Source organism: Cutibacterium nasicola (assembly GCF_051303185.1).
In the GTDB taxonomy this organism is placed as follows: Bacteria; Actinomycetota; Actinomycetes; order Propionibacteriales; family Propionibacteriaceae; genus Cutibacterium.
Genome location: NZ_JBPPGE010000005.1, coordinates 88,415 through 105,159, shown reverse-complemented (window position 1 = coordinate 105,159; position 16,745 = coordinate 88,415). Strand labels below are relative to the sequence as shown.

The following is a 16,745-nucleotide window of genomic DNA, read 5'->3' as shown; positions in this document are numbered from 1 at the left end:
CCGTCGACTGCCTCCCCATGACACATGGGTCCTCGGTAGTGGCCACCGGGGCACTGTCCCGGCGGCTTCGATCGAAGACCGGTGTGGTTGTACAAGAGGCGCCTTCTGGAGCGCCAGCGGGCGGCGGTCGGCCCTGCGAAAGGACATCCCTGTGGAGGGACCCGGACTCGAATTCACCGAGGCCATCATCGACAATGGAAAATTTGGCAAGCACGTCGTCCGCTTCGAGGCGGGACTGCTGGCCCAGCAGGCGGACGGATCCGCCGCCGTCTACCTCGATGGTGACACCATGCTGCTGTCGGCCACCACGGCTGCCAAGACTCCCCGCGATTCCATCGACTTCTTCCCGCTGACGGTTGACGTCGAGGAGCGCATGTACGCCGCCGGACGTATCCCCGGCTCCTTCTTCCGTCGTGAGGGACGCCCGTCCGAGGGTGCCATCCTCGCCTGCCGTCTCATCGACCGTCCGTTGCGCCCCTCCTTCGTCAAGGGTCTGCGCAACGAGGTCCAGGTCGTCGTGACCGTCATGGCCCTCAACCCGGCTGTTTACTACGACGTCGTCGCCATCAACGCCGCCTCGATGTCCACCCAGCTTGCTGGTCTGCCGTTCTCCGGTCCGATTGGCGGCGTCCGGATGGCACTCATTGACGACCAGTGGGTGTGCTTCCCATCCGTCGAGCAGCGCAAGGAGTCGACCTTCGACATGGTTGTCGCCGGTCGCGTCCTTGCCGACGGTGACGTCGCCATCATGATGGTCGAGGCCGAGTCCACCCCGGCCACCTGGGACTTCGTCCGTGGTGGACGCACAGCTCCGACCGAGGAGGTCGTCGCCACCGGTCTGGAAGCCGCCAAGCCCTTCATCAAGGTGCTGTGCGACGCACAGGTTGCCCTGGCCACCAAGCTGCCCAAGGAGACCTACGACTTCCCGGTCTTCAAGGACTACGAGGACGATGTCTACGCCGCCGTCGAGGAGAAGGCTGCCGACGAGCTCTCCCGCATTGAGCAGATCGCTGCCAAGCTGGAGCGTCAGGAGGCCGAGTCCGAGCTCAAGACCCGCATCAAGGCTGAGCTCGCCGAGGCCTTCCCGGAGCGCGAGGCCGAGATTTCCGGCGCCTTCAAGGCCGTCATGAAGAAGATCGTCCGCAAGCGTGTCCTTGACGAGGGTGTGCGTATCGACGGTCGTGGGCCCCGCGACATCCGCGCCCTGTCGGCTGAGGTCGGCGTCATCCCGCGCGTGCACGGTTCTGCCCTCTTCCAGCGCGGCGAGACCCAGATCCTGGGCGTGTCGACCCTCAACATGCTCGACATGGAGCAGAAACTCGACACCCTGTCCCCGGAGACCACCCGTCGGTACATGCACAACTACAACATGCCGCCGTACTCCACCGGTGAGACCGGCCGTGTTGGCTCCCCGAAGCGTCGCGAGATCGGCCACGGCAACCTTGCCGAGCGCGCCCTCATCCCGGTGCTGCCAACCCGTGAGGAGTTTCCCTACGCCATCCGCGAGGTGTCCGAGGCCGTCGGCTCGAACGGTTCCACCTCAATGGGTTCGGTCTGCGCCTCGACCCTCGCCCTGCTCAACGCTGGTGTGCCGTTGCGCGCCTCGGTCGCCGGCATTGCCATGGGCCTCATGAGCGAGACCGACGAGGAAGGCAAGACCAAGTACCTCGCCCTCACTGACATCCTCGGTGCCGAGGACGCCCTCGGCGACATGGACTTCAAGGTCGCCGGTACCAGCGAGTTCGTCACGGCCCTGCAGCTGGACACCAAGCTCGACGGCATCCCCGCGGACGTGCTGGCTGGTGCCCTCACACAGGCCAAGGAGGCTCGCACCGCCATCCTCGAGGTCATGAACGACGCCATCGACTCTCCTGACGAGATGGCTCCGACCGCGCCGCGCATCATCACCGTGCACATCCCGGTCGACAAGATCGGTGAGGTCATCGGTCCCAAGGGCAAGATGATCAACCAGATCCAGGATGACACCGGCGCCAACATCTCCATCGAGGATGACGGCACCATCTTCATCGGTGCCGACAACGGCGATTCTGCCGAGGCCGCCCGCACGATGATCAACGCCATCGCAAACCCGCAGATGCCGGAGGTCGGCGAGCGTTACCTGGGTACCGTCGTCAAGACGACGAGCTTCGGCGCCTTCGTCTCCCTGCTGCCTGGCAAGGATGGTCTGCTGCACATCTCCAAGATGCGTGACCTCAACGACGGCAAGCGCGTCGAGGCCGTTGAGGACGTGCTGTCGGTCGGTCAGAAGATCGAGGTTGAGATTGCCGAGGTCGACGACCGTGGCAAGCTCTCCCTGGTCTTGGCGTCCCATGAGGAGGACGACGACACCGAGGAGTGAGTCATCTCCTTGAATTGTTGATCCCGTGAAGGACTGACATTGACGGGCTGCCCCGGCACTTTCGCCAGGGCAGCCCGTTCTTCATGCGCGGATGACCAGTCCTCGGGAACGTCAGAACAGCTGGGTAGTCTGGACGCGGCGCCCGGACAGGCGCTGTCGTCAGGAAGGAAGGTCCAGATGATCAAGGTTGCCGTCTTCGGAGCCAAGGGACGTATGGGGGCTTCGGTGTGCCAGGCCCTCGAGGAGGCCGAGGACACCGAGCTCGTGGCCGCCATTGACAGTGGTGATGATCGTTCAGCCGCTGAGGGTGCCGACGTCATCGTCGATTTCACCACCCCCGACGCCGTGATGGAGAACCTCGCCTGGGCCATCGACCACGAGATCAACACCGTTGTCGGTACCACTGGTTTTGACGAGGACCGCTACCAGACGCTGCGCAACCAGCTCGCCGACCATCCCGACACCGGCTGCCTGGTCGCCCCGAATTTCTCCATCGGTGCCGTGCTCATGATGCACTTCGCCGAGCAGGCCGCGAAGTTCTACGAGTCGGTCGAGGTCATCGAGCTGCACCACCCCAACAAGGTTGACGCCCCCTCCGGCACCGCCCGCACCACCGCCGCCAAGATCGCCGCTGCTCGTCAGGAGGGCAGCATGGGGGATGTCCCGGACGCCACCCAGAGTCAGCTTGACGGGGCTCGCGGAGCCGTCGTTGACGGGGTCCACGTCCACGGCGTCCGTCTGCGTGGCCTCGTTGCCCATCAAGAGGTGCTCTTCGGAGCCGAGGGGGAGACCCTCACCATTCGGCATGACTCGATGGATCGGGTCTCCTTCATGTCGGGCGTTCTCACCGGCGTGCGCGGTGTCCTTGACCTTCCGGGACTGACCATCGGCATCGAAGGGCTGCTCGGACTTGAATGAGCGTCCTGACTTCTCGATGACGCCATCCGAGCCGACTCAGGTGCTGCCGCCAAGGCCTCAGATTGATCCCGGGGCGATGGTGACGGTCGAACGTGCTCGTCGCCCCCACCGCCTCATCACGTGGCTGATCGTTGTCGTCGTCATCGCGTTGGTCGCGGTCGCGGCAGTGATCACCGATCAGACCTTCCGGGCCAGGAGCGAGAAGGACGTTGCGGCCAACATTGCGAAGTCATTCGGGGCGGACGAGTCGAGCGTCGGTGTGACAATCCGCAATCGCCCCTTCCTCGGAGTCCTGCTGACTGACGAGCTCCAAGGGCTTGACGCGACCATACCGACGGCGACCGTCGCTCGGGACGAGACGACGGTGACCTTCCATGACGTGGACATCCACGCCAACGGGATCCGTCAGGCCCGTGAGGAATCCCGGACAGTCGCCGAGACAGCGTCGGCAACTGGCCGGGTCGACTGGTCTGAGCTTTCTCGGCTGGCAGGCGGCAAGATCACCTACAACAACGACACCGGGGACAACGGCACGGTGACCATCGTGCGCGACATGTCGGTTCTGGGAGCCCGAGTGGGCGTCAGCATCTCAGCCGTCCCTGGCGTCGAGGCCACCTCGCGGCGGGTGACGTTGACGAGTCCATCGGCGAGCTTGGATGGTATTGCGATTCCGGACATCCTGCTCAAGCCCATTCTGGAAGGCATCACTGAGCGATTCACCCTCCCCGATTTGGGCAATCTGCATTACGAATCCCTCGAGGCGACGCCGAAAGGATTGGAGTTTTCCCTTGTCGGGACAGAGGTGAAACTGTCCGACCTCACCGGCAAGTGATCCGCTGGGCGCGAATGATGAGGTGAGCCTAGGCGAAGAAGTCATATCCTGATCAGTGGTCGCTCGGCCGCTCATCCCATGTCGTCAGTTCCGTGGAGGTCCCTTTCATGAATGTTGCCGAACAGCTCGTCCAACAGCTCCTCGATGCGGGGGTGCGACGGATCTACGGTATCGTCGGTGACTCCCTGAACCCCGTCGTTGACGCAGTTCGCAAGACCGGCGGTTCTGTCAAGGGCGGTATCGACTGGGTCCACGTTCGTCACGAGGAGGCTGCGGCCTTCGCCGCTGCTGCCGAGGCAACCTTGACCGGCGAGCTGGCTGTCTGCGCAGGATCCTGCGGTCCGGGCAACCTGCACCTCATCAATGGTTTGTTCGACGCATACCGCTCCCAGGTCCCGGTTCTGGCCATCGCCTCACACATCCCCAGCGTCCAGATCGGCATGAGCTACTTCCAGGAGACCCATCCGGATCGCCTTTTCGTGGAGTGCTCCGATTACTGCGAGCTGGTCTCGACCCCTGAACAGGCTCCCCGCGTCTTCAACTCGGCCATTCGCCATGCGGTCGCGGGCAGCACCGTCTCAGTCGTGACCCTTCCGGGCGACATCACCGACAAGAAGGCTGCCGCTGCATCCCCGGTTTTCATCCCGAGCCGTCGTCCCTCCGTCGAGCCGAACCCGGAGGACGTCCGCCAGCTCGTCACGTTGCTCAATGACGTCAAGAAGGTCGCCATCTTCGCCGGCGCAGGCGTCGAGGGCGCCCATGACGAGGTGCTGGCCCTGGCTGACAAGCTCAAGGCCCCGATCGGTCACTCCCTGCGTGGCAAGGATTTCATCCAGTACGACAACCCCTTTGACGTCGGCATGACCGGCCTACTGGGTTACGGTGCCGCCGCCGAGGGCATGAACGACGCCGACGTGTTGATCCTGCTGGGAACCGACTTCCCCTACAACCAGTTCCTGCCGAACACCCTCACGGTTCAGGTCGAGAACCGTCCGGAGAAGTTGGGCCGTCGTACCGACGTGTCCTTCCCGATCCACGCCGACGTCAAGGCTTTGTGCAATGCCGTCACCCCGCTGATCAAGCGCCATGACGACAAGTTCCTCAAGGCCACCATCAAGCGTCACGCCAAGATCATGAAGGCCCCTGTCGGTTCGTACACCCGCAATGTCGAACGCATGAAGCCGATTCACCCCGAGTACGTCGCCCACGTCCTCAACGAGCTGGCCGATCGTGACGCCATCTTCACAGCCGACACCGGCATGTGCAATGTGTGGACTGCCCGCTACATCGATCCGCTGGGCACCCGTCGTCTCATCGGATCCTTCCTGCACGGGTCGATGGCCAACGCCTTGCCGCACGCCATCGGTGCGCAGGCCTCCCATCCGGGCCGTCAGGTCATCTCGGTCTCCGGCGACGGTGGTCTGTCGATGCTGCTCGGCGAGCTCGTGACGGCTCGCATGCTCAACCTGCCGGTCAAGGTCATCGTCTTCAACAACTCCACCCTTGGCATGGTCAAGCTGGAGATGCTCGTCAATGGCTTGCCCGACTTCGGCACCGACGTCCACGACGTGAACTATGCCGGGGTCGCCAAGGCGATCGGGTACCACGCTGAGCGTGTCGACGATCCGAAGGACGTGCGTCGTGCGCTCAAGAATGCCTTGGACTTCGATGGACCGGCCTTGGTCGAGGTGCTCACCGACCCCAACGCCCTGTCCCTGCCGCCGGAGATCAAGGGTGAGCAGATGATTGGGTTCGCCACCGCCATGAGCAAGATCGTGCTAAACCGTGGTGCCGGTGAGGCCGTCTCGATGGCCACCTCGAACATGCGTAACATCCCAAGATTCTGAGAGATCACGTTTTGGGGTCCGTCCGACGAGGACGGGCCCCACAGGCATTTTCGGACCAGGATCACGGGACCGAGGTTGGATGGCGTCAATGCAGGCAATGAACAGCGGTGGTGCTGCCGCATGAAGATCCTTCTTCCTCCAACCAGGAAATGGGACGACGGCCTCGACCCTTCGTTTTTCCCACGCATTGCGTGACCAGGGTCACGAGGTGCGTTTACTCAGCGTCGAGTCGACCCCGGTGCCCAGCACTCGCGGGATCCCCGTGGTCAGCGTGCCCGTCCTCTACCTGCCGCTCATCACCCACCTGGCTGACCTTCAGAACGTCGATCTCGCGCGCCCAGTCAGGGCCATTGTCTCCTCAGCGGTGGCCGAGGCTGACCTCGTGCATGTCGTCATGCCGTCGCTATTGGGGGCTTGTGCCAAACACGTGGCGCAGCATGCCGGTGTTCCCGTCACCGCGGGTTTCCACATCCAGCCTGAGAACATCACCTACAACGTGCACCTGGCCAACGCTCGACGCCTTGCCGACCGCATTTATCGCATGTTGTGGCTGGCGTTCTACCACGACGTGTCCCACATCCATGCTCCCAGTGAATTCATCGCCGATCAGCTGCGCAGTCACGGTTACGAACAGCACCTTCACGTCATTTCGAACGGGGTACCGCCAGAGTTTCGGCCCGGCCCGCCACGCGAGACGTGGATCCTGGGCGGCCCCGGTCCCGCCATCATCATGGCTGTCGGCAGACTCTCGCCCGAGAAGAGGATCGAGGTCCTCGTTGACGCCATTGCCCGGTCTCGACATCGCGATCGGATCCGTCTGGTGGTCGCCGGTCGAGGGCCGCAGCGAGAATGGTTGCAGAGGCGAGCCGAACGCACTGGGGTTGACGCCTGCTTCGTCAGCCACGACCGTCCGGAGGACCTCATCGCTGAACTGCGAGCCGCCGACCTCTATGTCCACCCCTCCGACGTCGAGATCGAGTCCTTGGCTGCCCTGGAGGCGTCCTCGGTCGGGTTGCCCTGCCTCATCGTCGACAGCCCGCTGTCGGCGACCAGCCAGTTCTGTCGTGTCCCCGAGCACGGACTGTGCCCGCCCCCGCGATCCGGAGAGGATGGCGGCTGACATCGACTGGTGGCTGGAGTGCCCGAGGGAACGTGAGGCTGCGGGCAAGGCCCAGGCGCGCTGTGGTCAGGAGTATGCCCTGGACAGGTCGGCTCGATTGCTGATCGAGATGTTTGACGCCGCCATTTCGGAGCCGACTGCATGACGAAGGTCCAACGCTTGGCCTATCTGACGATTGTCGGCCCAGCTGCTATGCTTCTCACCGGGGTGGCTTTTGCCTTTCGTCGACGAGGACACCACCATGTGGAGCCGGGGACGATCGTCGTCAGCAATCACGTCCACGATTTCGACTGCCTGGTCCTGGTGCGAGATCAGTCTGAGGTTCAACTCCCAACCTTCCAATTTCGGTATCCCGGTGGCCGGGCTCATCCTGCGAGCTTTCGGCACGATTCCGGTTGATTCTTCTGACGTACGCGGTTTCTTCTCGGCCAATGCGCAGGCAATGGCCGACGGTGACTGCGTCGTCATCTATCCAGAGGGAGACATCACCTGTTACGAGACCTCCGCAGGGACCTTCCGTCCAGGGGCCTTTGCCCTCGCGGTGCGCACCGGTGCCCCGGTGGTGCCAGTGGCACTGGTGCGGTCCGGGCGGAAGCTCGGAGTCAAGTGGCGGCGTCCGCAGCTGGAGGCCAAGGTGGGGCCGCCGATGTATGCCGATGAGACCCTGCCACGACGCCAGGCCAGGGAGGAGTTGCGCCAACGAGCTGAGAACTTCGTCTCCCAGGCCCTTGATGAAGCGGCCAGGACACATCGGGGCGAAGCTGTCGGAGTTTCCCGATAGGCTTCACGCCGTGGCTAATACTGGATTGACGACACCCCCGGACCTGCAACCGGACGTTCTGCGCATCATTCCCCTCGGCGGCCTGGGAGATGTCGGACGCAACATGTCGTGCTACGAAATCAATGGGGAGATCCTTCTCATTGACTGTGGGGTGCTCTTCCCGGAGGATGACCACCCCGGCGTCGACCTGCTGCTGCCAGGACTGGACTACCTCGACGATGAGAAGCTGGCCAAGGTGAAGGCGCTGGTGCTCACTCACGGCCACGAGGACCACATCGGGGCCGTGCCCTACTTGCTCAAACGTCGTCCCGACATCCCGATCTACGGGTCCAAGCTGACCTTGGCGCTGGTTGAGGCGAAACTGCGTGAGCATCGCATCAGGGGATACAAGCTCAATGTTGTTCACGAAGGCGACGTCGCCGAGGTCGGCGAACAGTTCGACCTAGAGTTCATTGCCGTCAACCACTCCATCCCTGACGCTCTGGCAGTGTGCGTCCGTACTGACGCCGGAACCCTCATCAATACCGGCGACTTCAAGATGGATCAGCTGCCGCTGGACGGCCGCATCACCGACCTGCGTACCTTCGCACGTCTTGGTGAAGAAGGTGTCGACCTGTTCATGGTCGATTCCACCAATGCCGAGGTGCCGGGCTTCGTGAAGTCCGAGACCGAGATCGAGCCGGCCATCGAGAGGGTTTTCGAGAAGGCGGACAAGAAGCTCATCGTCGCCTGCTTCGCCTCTCACGTGCATCGCGTCCAGCAGGTGCTCAACATGGCGGTCCGCCACAACCGCAAGGTCTGCTACGTCGGTCGATCCATGGTCCGAAACATGGCGGTGGCTCAGGAACTGGGTTACCTCCATGTGCCGGACAACACCGTCATCGAGCTGCGTGAGCTTGATCATTACCGTGACAACGAGGTGGTCATCGTCTCGACCGGGTCCCAGGGGGAGCCACTGTCAGCCCTGGCCCGAATCGCCAACCGTGAGCACCGCGACATCGAGGTGGGGGAGGGCGACACCGTCCTGCTGGCCTCCTCCCTCATCCCTGGCAACGAGAACGCCGTCTACCGTGTCATCAACGGTCTGACGAAGCTCGGTGCGGCCGTCGTCCACAAGGGCAATGCCTTGGTCCACGTCTCCGGCCACGCCGCGGCGGGCGAGCTGCTGTACGCCTACAACATCGTGCGTCCGCGCGCGGTCATGCCGATTCACGGTGAGGTGCGTCATCTGGTCGCCAACGCCGACCTGGCCAAGGCCACCGGAGTCGATGAGAAGAACGTCGTCCTCGTTGAAGACGGCGGGGTTATTGACCTCGTTGACGGGGTACCGCGTGTGGTGGGCAAGATCGACGCCTCCTACATCCTCGTCGATGGCTCTGGGGTGGGTGAACTCACCGAGGACACCCTCACCGACCGTCGGATCCTCGGGGAGGAGGGATTCTTGTCAGTCGTCACCGCGGTCGACACCCGCTCGGCCACTGTGGTGTCCCGTCCGGCGATTCAGGCTCGCGGCTTCGCTGAGGACGACTCAGTCTTCGCGGAAATCACCGACCAGATCGTCACCGAGCTTGAGAACGCCATGAAGGGTGGCATGGACGACACCCACCGGTTGCAGCAGGTGGTCCGTCGGACCATTGGCCGGTGGGTCGCACGGTCGTTGCGGCGTCGACCGATGATCGTGCCGGTTGTCGTCAAGATCTGAGGTCTTCGACGCTGGAGCCGACTGTACAAGGAGAATCGGGTGGCTACTCGAACTACTGTCCATCATGTTATTGAGCAGTTCCGGCAAGAGCCTTCGGCGGCGCGGCGGGGGGCGCGCTTTGAGGACCTCATGGTGTCTTACTTCCAGACGACGGACCCGACGCTGTCATCCGAATATGACGAGGTACGCACCTGGCCCCAATGGGTCCACAACGAGAACACCCACGACTCTGGTATCGACTTAGTGGCCCGTAATCGCTCCACTGGTGAGTGGACAGCGATCCAGTGCAAGTTCTATGACCCTGGCCACGCTTTACAGAAGCAAGACATTGACTCGTTCTTCACGGCGTCGGGTAAGGCATGGGACCACGTATGGTTCACTAACCGCATCATTATCTCAGCCACGGATCAGTGGTCGACACACGCAGAGAAAGCGCTCGAGGATCAGTCCATCCCCGTCCAGCGCATCGGCCTGACCGAGATCGCCGAGTCCCCCATCGACTGGATGCAGCAGTCCCGCGACAGCCTGAACTTCGAGCCACGACGAGCTGTGCGTTACGGGCTGCGTCCCCACCAGAAGGAGGCCCTCGCCAAGATCCACGAGGGATTCCAGACCCACGACCGAGGCAAGTGGATCAGCGCCTGCGGTACGGGCAAGACGTTCACCTCACTGAAGCTTGCAGAACAGATGTGCGCCGAGAATGGCGGTCGGCTCAAGGTACTCTTCCTGGCCCCCTCCATCGCCCTGGTTTCTCAGACCCTGCAGGAATGGATGGCCCAGTCCCAGACGACTATCCGGCCCATGGTGGTTTGCTCCGACACCCGGGCTTCCAGGAAGGCCGAGGACATCACCACCCACGACATCCCCATCCCCACCACGGACGCGGCCCGGCTTGCCGAACAGATGGCGGTCGGTGGCCGCCGGGGCAAGCAGATGATTGTGGTGTTCTCCACCTATCAGTCCATCGACGTCGTCGCCCAGGCCCAGCGCATCTCGGGTGAGCAGTTCGACCTCATCTTGTGTGACGAGGCCCATCGAACCACCGGTGCCTCCCTTGTCGGCGGCCAGGACGAGTCCGCTTTCGTCAAGGTGCACGACAACACCTATCTGCCAGCCGCCAAGCGGCTGTACATGACGGCGACTCCTCGCATCTATGGTCAGGAGGCAAAGAAGAAGGCCGAGGAAAACTCCGTCGTGCTGGCTTCGATGGATGACGAGTCCCTCTACGGCCCCGAATTCCACCGCTTGGGTTTCGGGGAGGCCGTAGAGCGTAATCTGCTTGCCGACTACAAGGTCATGATCCTGTGCGTAGAGAACGCGGCAATTGCCGACACCTTCCAGTCCCAGATTGCTGATGAGACCGGCGAGATCGGTTTGGACGATGCCGCCCGGATCATCGGTTGCTGGAACGGTCTAGCCAAGCGCACAACCGATATGGACTTCGGGCCCCACCCGGTGCCGATGCAGCGTGCAGTCGCATTTGCCCAAAGCATCAAGGCATCCAAGGCCTTCGCCGCCACGTTCCCGCAGGTCACGGAGGCCCTCTCGGCTGATGGCGGCCTCGACACCCCTGCACTGGAGGTGGCGTCGCACCACGTCGACGGCACGATGAACGCCCTCGATCGTGGTAACGAAATCGCCTGGCTCAAGGCACCCATCCCGGAAGGAGAGTGCCGCATCCTGTCCAACGCCCGCTGCCTGTCGGAGGGCGTCGGCGTGCCTGCCCTGGACGCCGTATTGTTCCTGGCACCGCGCAACAGCCTGGTAGACGTCGTGCAGTCGGTGGGCCGCGTCATGCGGAAGGCCCCCGGCAAAGACTACGGCTACGTCATCCTCCCAGTTGCGATCGATTCCAGCGAATCACCTGAGAAAGCCCTGAACAACAACAAACGATTCAAAGTGGTCTGGGACGTCCTCAATGCCCTACGCGCCCATGACGACCGGTTCAACGCGATGATCAACTCCATCGATCTGGACAAGGACACCAAGGGCAAAATCGGCATCAGTGTCTTCGGCGGCACCGCTCCCGACACCGGTCACGACACCAACGGCTCGCGGGCTGCCATCCAGCCGATGCTGTTCCAAAGCCAGATGCGTGACGCGATCCTCGCGCGGATCGTCAAGAAGGTCGGCGAGCGCGACTACTGGGATTCCTGGGCCGACGATGTCGTTCACATCCATTCCAACCAGGTCACCCGCATCACGAGTATCTTGGCGCAGGCCCGCGCCACCGATGGTCCGCTGGCTGGTGAGTTCGACACCTTTCTCTCCGGGTTGCAGGCCACAATTAACGACTCCATCACCGTCGACGGTGCGATTGACATGCTGTCCCAGCACCTCATCACCCAACCGGTGTTCGACGCGCTATTTCCCACCGGCAGCTTTGCGCACACCAACCCGGTATCGGTGAGTATGCAACGCATGATCACTGCCCTGGAGGGGCAGGGGCTGCAGGCCGAGACTGACGCGCTGGCCGGTTTCTACGCCTCGGTGCGTCGCTCCGCATCAACGGTCGAGAGTCCGGCGGGTCGGCAGACGGTTATCCACCGGCTCTACGAGGATTTCTTCAAGAAGTCCTTCCCCACTCAGGCCGCTAGCCTCGGAGTCGTCTACACCCCGGTCGAGGTGGTCGACTTCATTTTGCGTGCCGCCGATCAGATATGCCATGAGCAGTTCGGCTTCGGCCTTACTGACAAGGGGGTTCACGTCCTCGACCCATTCACCGGCGCTGGAACGTTCATCGTCCGGCTCTTGCAATCGGGGATTATCGATCCGGCGGATTTGGAGCGCAAATATGGCGTCGACGGACATGCGGGCGAGCTGTGGTGCAACGAGATCATGTTGCTTGCCTACTACATTGCCTGCGTCAACGTCGAGACCACTTACCAGTCCCTGCTGGCTGAACAGTAGGGTGTCGAGGCGGCGAAGGTTGCCTACCAGCCTTTTGGTGGTGCCACATTGACCGATACCTTCCAGATCAGTGAGGACGGGGACAAAGCCGACACCAGCCTCATCCCGGCCAACAATGCTCGGATCGAGACCCAGCTTGCCACCCCGATCAGGGTCATTGTCGGCAAACGTTGGTTGTCGCTATTGATACGAGATAACGGTGTGTGCGAGTACGCGTTAGCCGCTTAAAACCTGCTGGAAGGCAGGATCTAGGGAATCCGTGTGCTGCTCGCGAGCATTCTCGCGGTAGTAATGACAGGGGCGTTCGGGCGTCTTCCGCCTGAGCTACGGCACCATTTGTACCCACCAGGAGCACTGGAAGCCGTGGCGTCAAAATGTATCAGGGGGTGTTCGCCCTACTTCTTCCCGTGTCGTTTCTCCCGCAGGTAGTTCTTGTATTCCTCGCGTACTTGCTCGTATTCTTCATCGGTTTTGTTCTTCAGAAAGCTCAGCGCGGCTCCCGACCAAACGCAGGTTTGGTTGTGTTTGCCTCGCCAGACGTACGTGCCGTCCTCACGCAGCTGGTACTTCCAGGCCATGCAGGTCAGGTCATGGCTAGTTAGCTTCCTTCCGACCTTCCTAGAACGGTTCACTCGGTCGATCAGTTCTGTTGCTGAGTACGGGTGCGTTTCATTGGGGTCGGTTTTCCGCTGTACAACTGTGGCAGTGGCGTCGGAGTTGATAGCGACTTGGAAGTCAGCGCGACTGATTTTCTTGCCTGACTGCATGTTGTATTCCTGCACCACTGCGATGCGACCCATATCAGCTCCAAGGTCTTCCGCCTCGGCGATGATCCGGCGTAGGTCGCCGATGAACTCCTCTACGACTTGTGTAGATCCGCCATCTCCGTCCACCCGCAGTGATCTGACCATTTCGCTGGGCGTGGTGGCAGCTAGCGGTAGCAATGTCCACGTGATGTCGTCCGCTAGGTCCTTGCCAAAGACCGTAAGCACGAAGTCCCGGTAATTGATGATGCTCTGCTGCAGGAACATGTAGAGGATCGTGCCCAGGTCCTCGGAGACGTATAGGTGAATGGTCTTATTTCGGTAATCGGTAAGAACGTGCAGGTTGGCGCGTACGCCGTCCCCGTCCACGGTGTCTGGCCACAAATGGAATGCTTCCATGTCGGCTAGGCAGCGCTCGAGAGAGAAGGATCTGTAGTCCTCTCCGCGCTTCTTCTTGTAGAAGATATTCTTCCGGGATTTTCGCAATGCCGCCTTTAGAATGAGTTCCCACGCATTGACGACCAAGACGGTGACAACCTGCTCCCGGTACGTTGTCTGCGGCTTGTTGTAGACCTCGATCGCGGCGAGCATCGCGGCGCGTGAATTGTCGCAGAGCTTCTTGTGTGACACGTACGGTCTAGCCATCAGTCGCACCTTTCTCAACGACACACATCGTCAGATCACCTCCCAGGTGATGGTGAACAGTTCGCGACGGTTCTCGCTGGCATTAAGGGCATCGCGGGCGCTGTCGAGGTACTCCTCGGACTCGTCGCGCAGCCGGTTGCGTTCGGTGCGGTATTCATCCTCGGCGTCGTCGATCTTGCGTCGCCACTGGCGGGCTTCTTGCTTGAGCTTGAGCTCTTCGGTGGCGCTGGTCGCCTTGCGGGCGGCCTTTTTCGCAGTGGTCTCTTTGGCTTGGTATTCGCGGATCTTCGCGTCAAACTTCGCTTTGTGGTCCAGACGGGCTGCCTCGATGAGTTCTTCCTGCTGGAGGAAAAACCCAGCGTTGCGACCCTCCACGTCTTGCCCAAGCTCAGCGCGTTGAGCGTCGAGGGCGTCCTCGAACCCGGCGTCGTCAACCGCACCTGCGGTGATGTTGGTGCAGGCGAGGTCGAGGAGGTCGCGGACCTGTTCATGGTCCATCGGGGTGCCATCGTCAATGAACCCGGCGCTCAGCAGGTAGGACTCGCGCAGTTGTTGCTTGCCTGCCTTCATGGTGAAGGTAGCTTCCTCGATCCGCAACCGCCCGGACTTCTTCTTGAGCCGCTTCGCGACCGTCGTGGCGCGTTCGGAGCCTTTGACCTGAAACGTGAGGTGGGCCGGTGGAGTGTCGTGGTTTTTCGCATGCTCGATCACCCACGCACATAGCTCACTGGCATACCGGTATTGGTGTGCGCCTTTGCGCGGCTCGGACTTGAAGTAGTACTCGCCGGTCGGGATGCCCTCTTCTGGGGCGTCCTTGAGGGTGAATTGGGTGCCGGTCTCGTTAAAGGTGGCGATGTTGCCCAGCTCGTGGCGCGTGACTTCGATGAGGAGGCGCTCGAAGGCGTTGAGGACGACGCCGGTTTGGGCGTCGTAGGACTTGAGCTTGTCACGCACCTTCGGGTCGAGGTTGTCGAACACCTTGGCGCGGGTCTTCTTCATCTCCCGATTGATCTGCTTCGCATACTTCGCTTCGAGCGCAGTAAAAGCGGCATCGATCTCGGCAGAGGTCTTGCAGTTGTCAAGGATGTGGGCGATGTTCTTCTCGAAATCCAGGCCGTCTTCGATCTGGCCGAGAACCTCGTCGGAGGCGCCGAACACGGAGGTAAACAACTCGAACTTCTCCGTGAGTAGCTCCAAGATGCGCTCTTCGGCGAGGTTGCCCTTGTTGGAGAAGTTGACGACCACGACGTTGTGTTTCTGCCCGAAGCGGTGCACGCGGCCAATGCGCTGCTTGATGCGTTGCGGGTTCCACGGCAGGTCATAGTTGACCAGCATCGAGCAGAACTGCAGGTTGATACCTTCGGCGGCAGCCTCGGTCGCGATCATGAGCCGACCGCGTTCACGGAACTCATCCACGAGGGCTTTACGCCGGTCCGCAGCAGGAATACCTGTGACAAGATCACCGCCCTCGTTCTCCTCGAGCCACCGCTTGTAAATCGAGTTGGCTTCCGGGCTGGTATTGGTGCCGTTGAACAAGACGAGGCCTTCGCCCCATCCGGCCTCGGTGAGGGATCGGGCGAGGTAGTCCTGGGTGACGGTGGAGTCGGTGAAAATGATCGCTTTCTCCGGCGCACCAATCTCGCGCAGCTTCGCAAAGCCCTGTTCGAGCGCATCAACCAGCTTCACAGCCTTCTGGTTGACAGTAATGGAACGGGCAAGCGCCGCGAACTCGCGCAGCTCTTCGACTTCGCTGAGCATCGCCTGGCGCTGCTCCGGGTCAATAACCTCAGAGGTGACCGGGGTGTTTTCTGCTTCTTCCCGCAGCTCGCTGGTGACATCTGGGTCACCGACGAAACCACCGGCGTCGTTGCGTCGGCGTCCGGCGCGGACTTCCGCTTCGAGGCGGTCTGCGGTGCGCTCCAGAGTGGAGGCGACGGCGTAGGAGGAGGAGCCGAGGCGTTTGCGCATGATCAGCGCGGACAGGTGGCGTTGGGATTTCGCGAACGCCCACAGAAACGGCCGCTGCAGGTACTCGTTGATCTTGTCGTACAGCTCGATCTCGGCATCGCTCGGGGTAAACGCGACGGTCAGCGGCATGCGCTCGGTGAAGCGAATGTACTTATCCGCATCCTTGCGAAGCGTCCGTTTCGCCACCATCGCGACCCGCTGGGCGAGGTCGTCGTTACCGACCCCGTCAGGGTTGTCCAGGTAGCGTTCCTTGAATGCCTCGAGAGAATGGAAGTAGTCCGGCGCGAACACCGAGACCAGCCCGTAGAGTTCCTCGAGCCGGTTCTGCAGCGGCGTCGCGGTGAGCATGACGGTGTTCGAGGCGGCGCGGCAGATGCGGGCGACGTTTGCAGCGATCTTGGCTTGCCCGGTCCAGTGGGAGCGCAGGCGGTGGGCTTCATCGCAGACCACGAGATCCCAGGTACGGATCATCTTCGTAGTCTGCGAGTTCGCGAACTCATACGAGCAGATCAGGATCTGATCCTTCGCGCCAGGACCGGTCAACTCGTCGATGTTGGTGCGGTCGAGCAGGCTTGCAGGGAGGGCGAATTTTTCGTCGAGTTCCTGCTTCCACTGCTGGCGCAGCGACGATGGCGCGATGATGAGGATGCGCCGGTTGCGCTGTGCCCAGTATTGGGAGATGACGATTCCGGCCTTGATCGTTTTACCAAGCCCGACCTCGTCGGCAAGGATCACCCCGTCCAAGAACGGGGTTTGGAGGGCGAACAGGGCGGCGTCGACCTGGTGGGGCTTGGGCTCCACCTGCGCATCGAACAGCAGCCCAGCGAGCTTGCCGACATGGTCGGAGGCATAGGAGCGGTCGAGCTCGTGGGCGTAGAGCTTGGCCTGATAGTCACTCA

The 16,745-nt window shown here is 61.9% G+C and carries 12 protein-coding genes; 10 read left to right on the top strand and 2 right to left on the bottom strand.

The genetic code is table 11. From position 1 onward, the window contains the following. Positions 1 to 151 precede the first annotated feature (151 nt). From ACSJJT_RS09455 to ACSJJT_RS09410, 10 genes are all read left to right on the top strand, one after another. The gene (locus tag ACSJJT_RS09455; RefSeq protein ID WP_435918059.1) at positions 152 to 2,359 is read left to right on the top strand and encodes a polyribonucleotide nucleotidyltransferase; all 2,208 of its coding nucleotides are present in this window, start codon (positions 152 to 154) and stop codon (positions 2,357 to 2,359) included. A gap of 177 nt (positions 2,360 to 2,536) precedes the next feature. Then, positions 2,537 to 3,277, top strand: a complete 741-nt coding sequence (gene dapB / locus ACSJJT_RS09450) for a 4-hydroxy-tetrahydrodipicolinate reductase (protein WP_435918058.1) — start codon at positions 2,537 to 2,539, stop codon at positions 3,275 to 3,277. Positions 3,278 to 3,293: 16 nt separating this feature from the next. Continuing rightward, positions 3,294 to 4,109 carry a DUF2993 domain-containing protein gene (locus tag ACSJJT_RS09445; RefSeq protein ID WP_435918057.1) on the top strand — a complete coding sequence of 272 codons (816 nt, stop codon included), beginning with the start codon at positions 3,294 to 3,296 and terminating at the stop codon, positions 4,107 to 4,109. A 107-nt stretch (positions 4,110 to 4,216) separates the two neighbouring features. Continuing rightward, positions 4,217 to 5,956 (top strand): pyruvate dehydrogenase, encoded by a 1,740-nt coding sequence (locus ACSJJT_RS09440; protein ID WP_435918056.1) that lies wholly within the window; start codon positions 4,217 to 4,219, stop codon positions 5,954 to 5,956. A 208-nt stretch (positions 5,957 to 6,164) separates the two neighbouring features. Continuing rightward, positions 6,165 to 7,076, top strand: a complete 912-nt coding sequence (locus ACSJJT_RS09435) for a glycosyltransferase (RefSeq protein ID WP_435918055.1) — start codon at positions 6,165 to 6,167, stop codon at positions 7,074 to 7,076. Then, complete coding sequence (locus tag ACSJJT_RS09430; RefSeq protein ID WP_435918054.1) at positions 7,066 to 7,221, top strand: hypothetical protein; 156 nt, start codon at positions 7,066 to 7,068, stop codon at positions 7,219 to 7,221. The genes ACSJJT_RS09435 and ACSJJT_RS09430 overlap by 11 nt, the downstream gene beginning before the upstream one ends. Positions 7,222 to 7,317: 96 nt before the next feature. After that, complete coding sequence (locus tag ACSJJT_RS09425) at positions 7,318 to 7,857, top strand: lysophospholipid acyltransferase family protein (RefSeq protein WP_435918053.1); 540 nt, start codon at positions 7,318 to 7,320, stop codon at positions 7,855 to 7,857. 10 nt (positions 7,858 to 7,867) lie between these two features. Beyond that, entirely contained in the window at positions 7,868 to 9,559 is a 1,692-nt protein-coding gene (locus ACSJJT_RS09420) for a ribonuclease J (protein ID WP_435918052.1), read from the top strand. 39 nt (positions 9,560 to 9,598) lie between these two features. Then, positions 9,599 to 12,469, top strand: coding sequence for a restriction endonuclease (locus tag ACSJJT_RS09415; RefSeq protein WP_435918051.1), 2,871 nt, complete (start codon positions 9,599 to 9,601; stop codon positions 12,467 to 12,469). A 48-nt stretch (positions 12,470 to 12,517) separates the two neighbouring features. Next, entirely contained in the window at positions 12,518 to 12,697 is a 180-nt protein-coding gene (locus ACSJJT_RS09410; RefSeq protein WP_435918050.1) for a hypothetical protein, read from the top strand. A 167-nt stretch (positions 12,698 to 12,864) separates the two neighbouring features. Here the strand turns inward: ACSJJT_RS09410 and ACSJJT_RS09405 are convergent, their stop codons facing one another. Both ACSJJT_RS09405 and ACSJJT_RS09400 read right to left on the bottom strand, forming a co-directional pair. Then, complete coding sequence (locus ACSJJT_RS09405) at positions 12,865 to 13,863, bottom strand: DUF3644 domain-containing protein (protein ID WP_435918049.1); 999 nt, start codon at positions 13,861 to 13,863, stop codon at positions 12,865 to 12,867. A gap of 45 nt (positions 13,864 to 13,908) precedes the next feature. After that, positions 13,909 to 16,647, bottom strand: coding sequence for an SNF2-related protein (locus ACSJJT_RS09400; RefSeq protein ID WP_435918048.1), 2,739 nt, complete (start codon positions 16,645 to 16,647; stop codon positions 13,909 to 13,911). Positions 16,648 to 16,745 lie beyond the last annotated feature (98 nt).

Excerpts from the sequence above, each read along its gene's own strand:
- dapB (WP_435918058.1), top strand. The coding sequence starts at position 2,537 with ATGATCAAGGTTGCCGTCTTCGGAGCCAAGGGACGTATGGGGGCTTCG.
- ACSJJT_RS09445 (WP_435918057.1), top strand. The coding sequence starts at position 3,294 with ATGACGCCATCCGAGCCGACTCAGGTGCTGCCGCCAAGGCCTCAGATT.
- ACSJJT_RS09440 (WP_435918056.1), top strand. The coding sequence starts at position 4,217 with ATGAATGTTGCCGAACAGCTCGTCCAACAGCTCCTCGATGCGGGGGTG.
- ACSJJT_RS09430 (WP_435918054.1), top strand. The coding sequence starts at position 7,066 with ATGGCGGCTGACATCGACTGGTGGCTGGAGTGCCCGAGGGAACGTGAG.
- ACSJJT_RS09425 (WP_435918053.1), top strand. The coding sequence starts at position 7,318 with ATGTGGAGCCGGGGACGATCGTCGTCAGCAATCACGTCCACGATTTCG.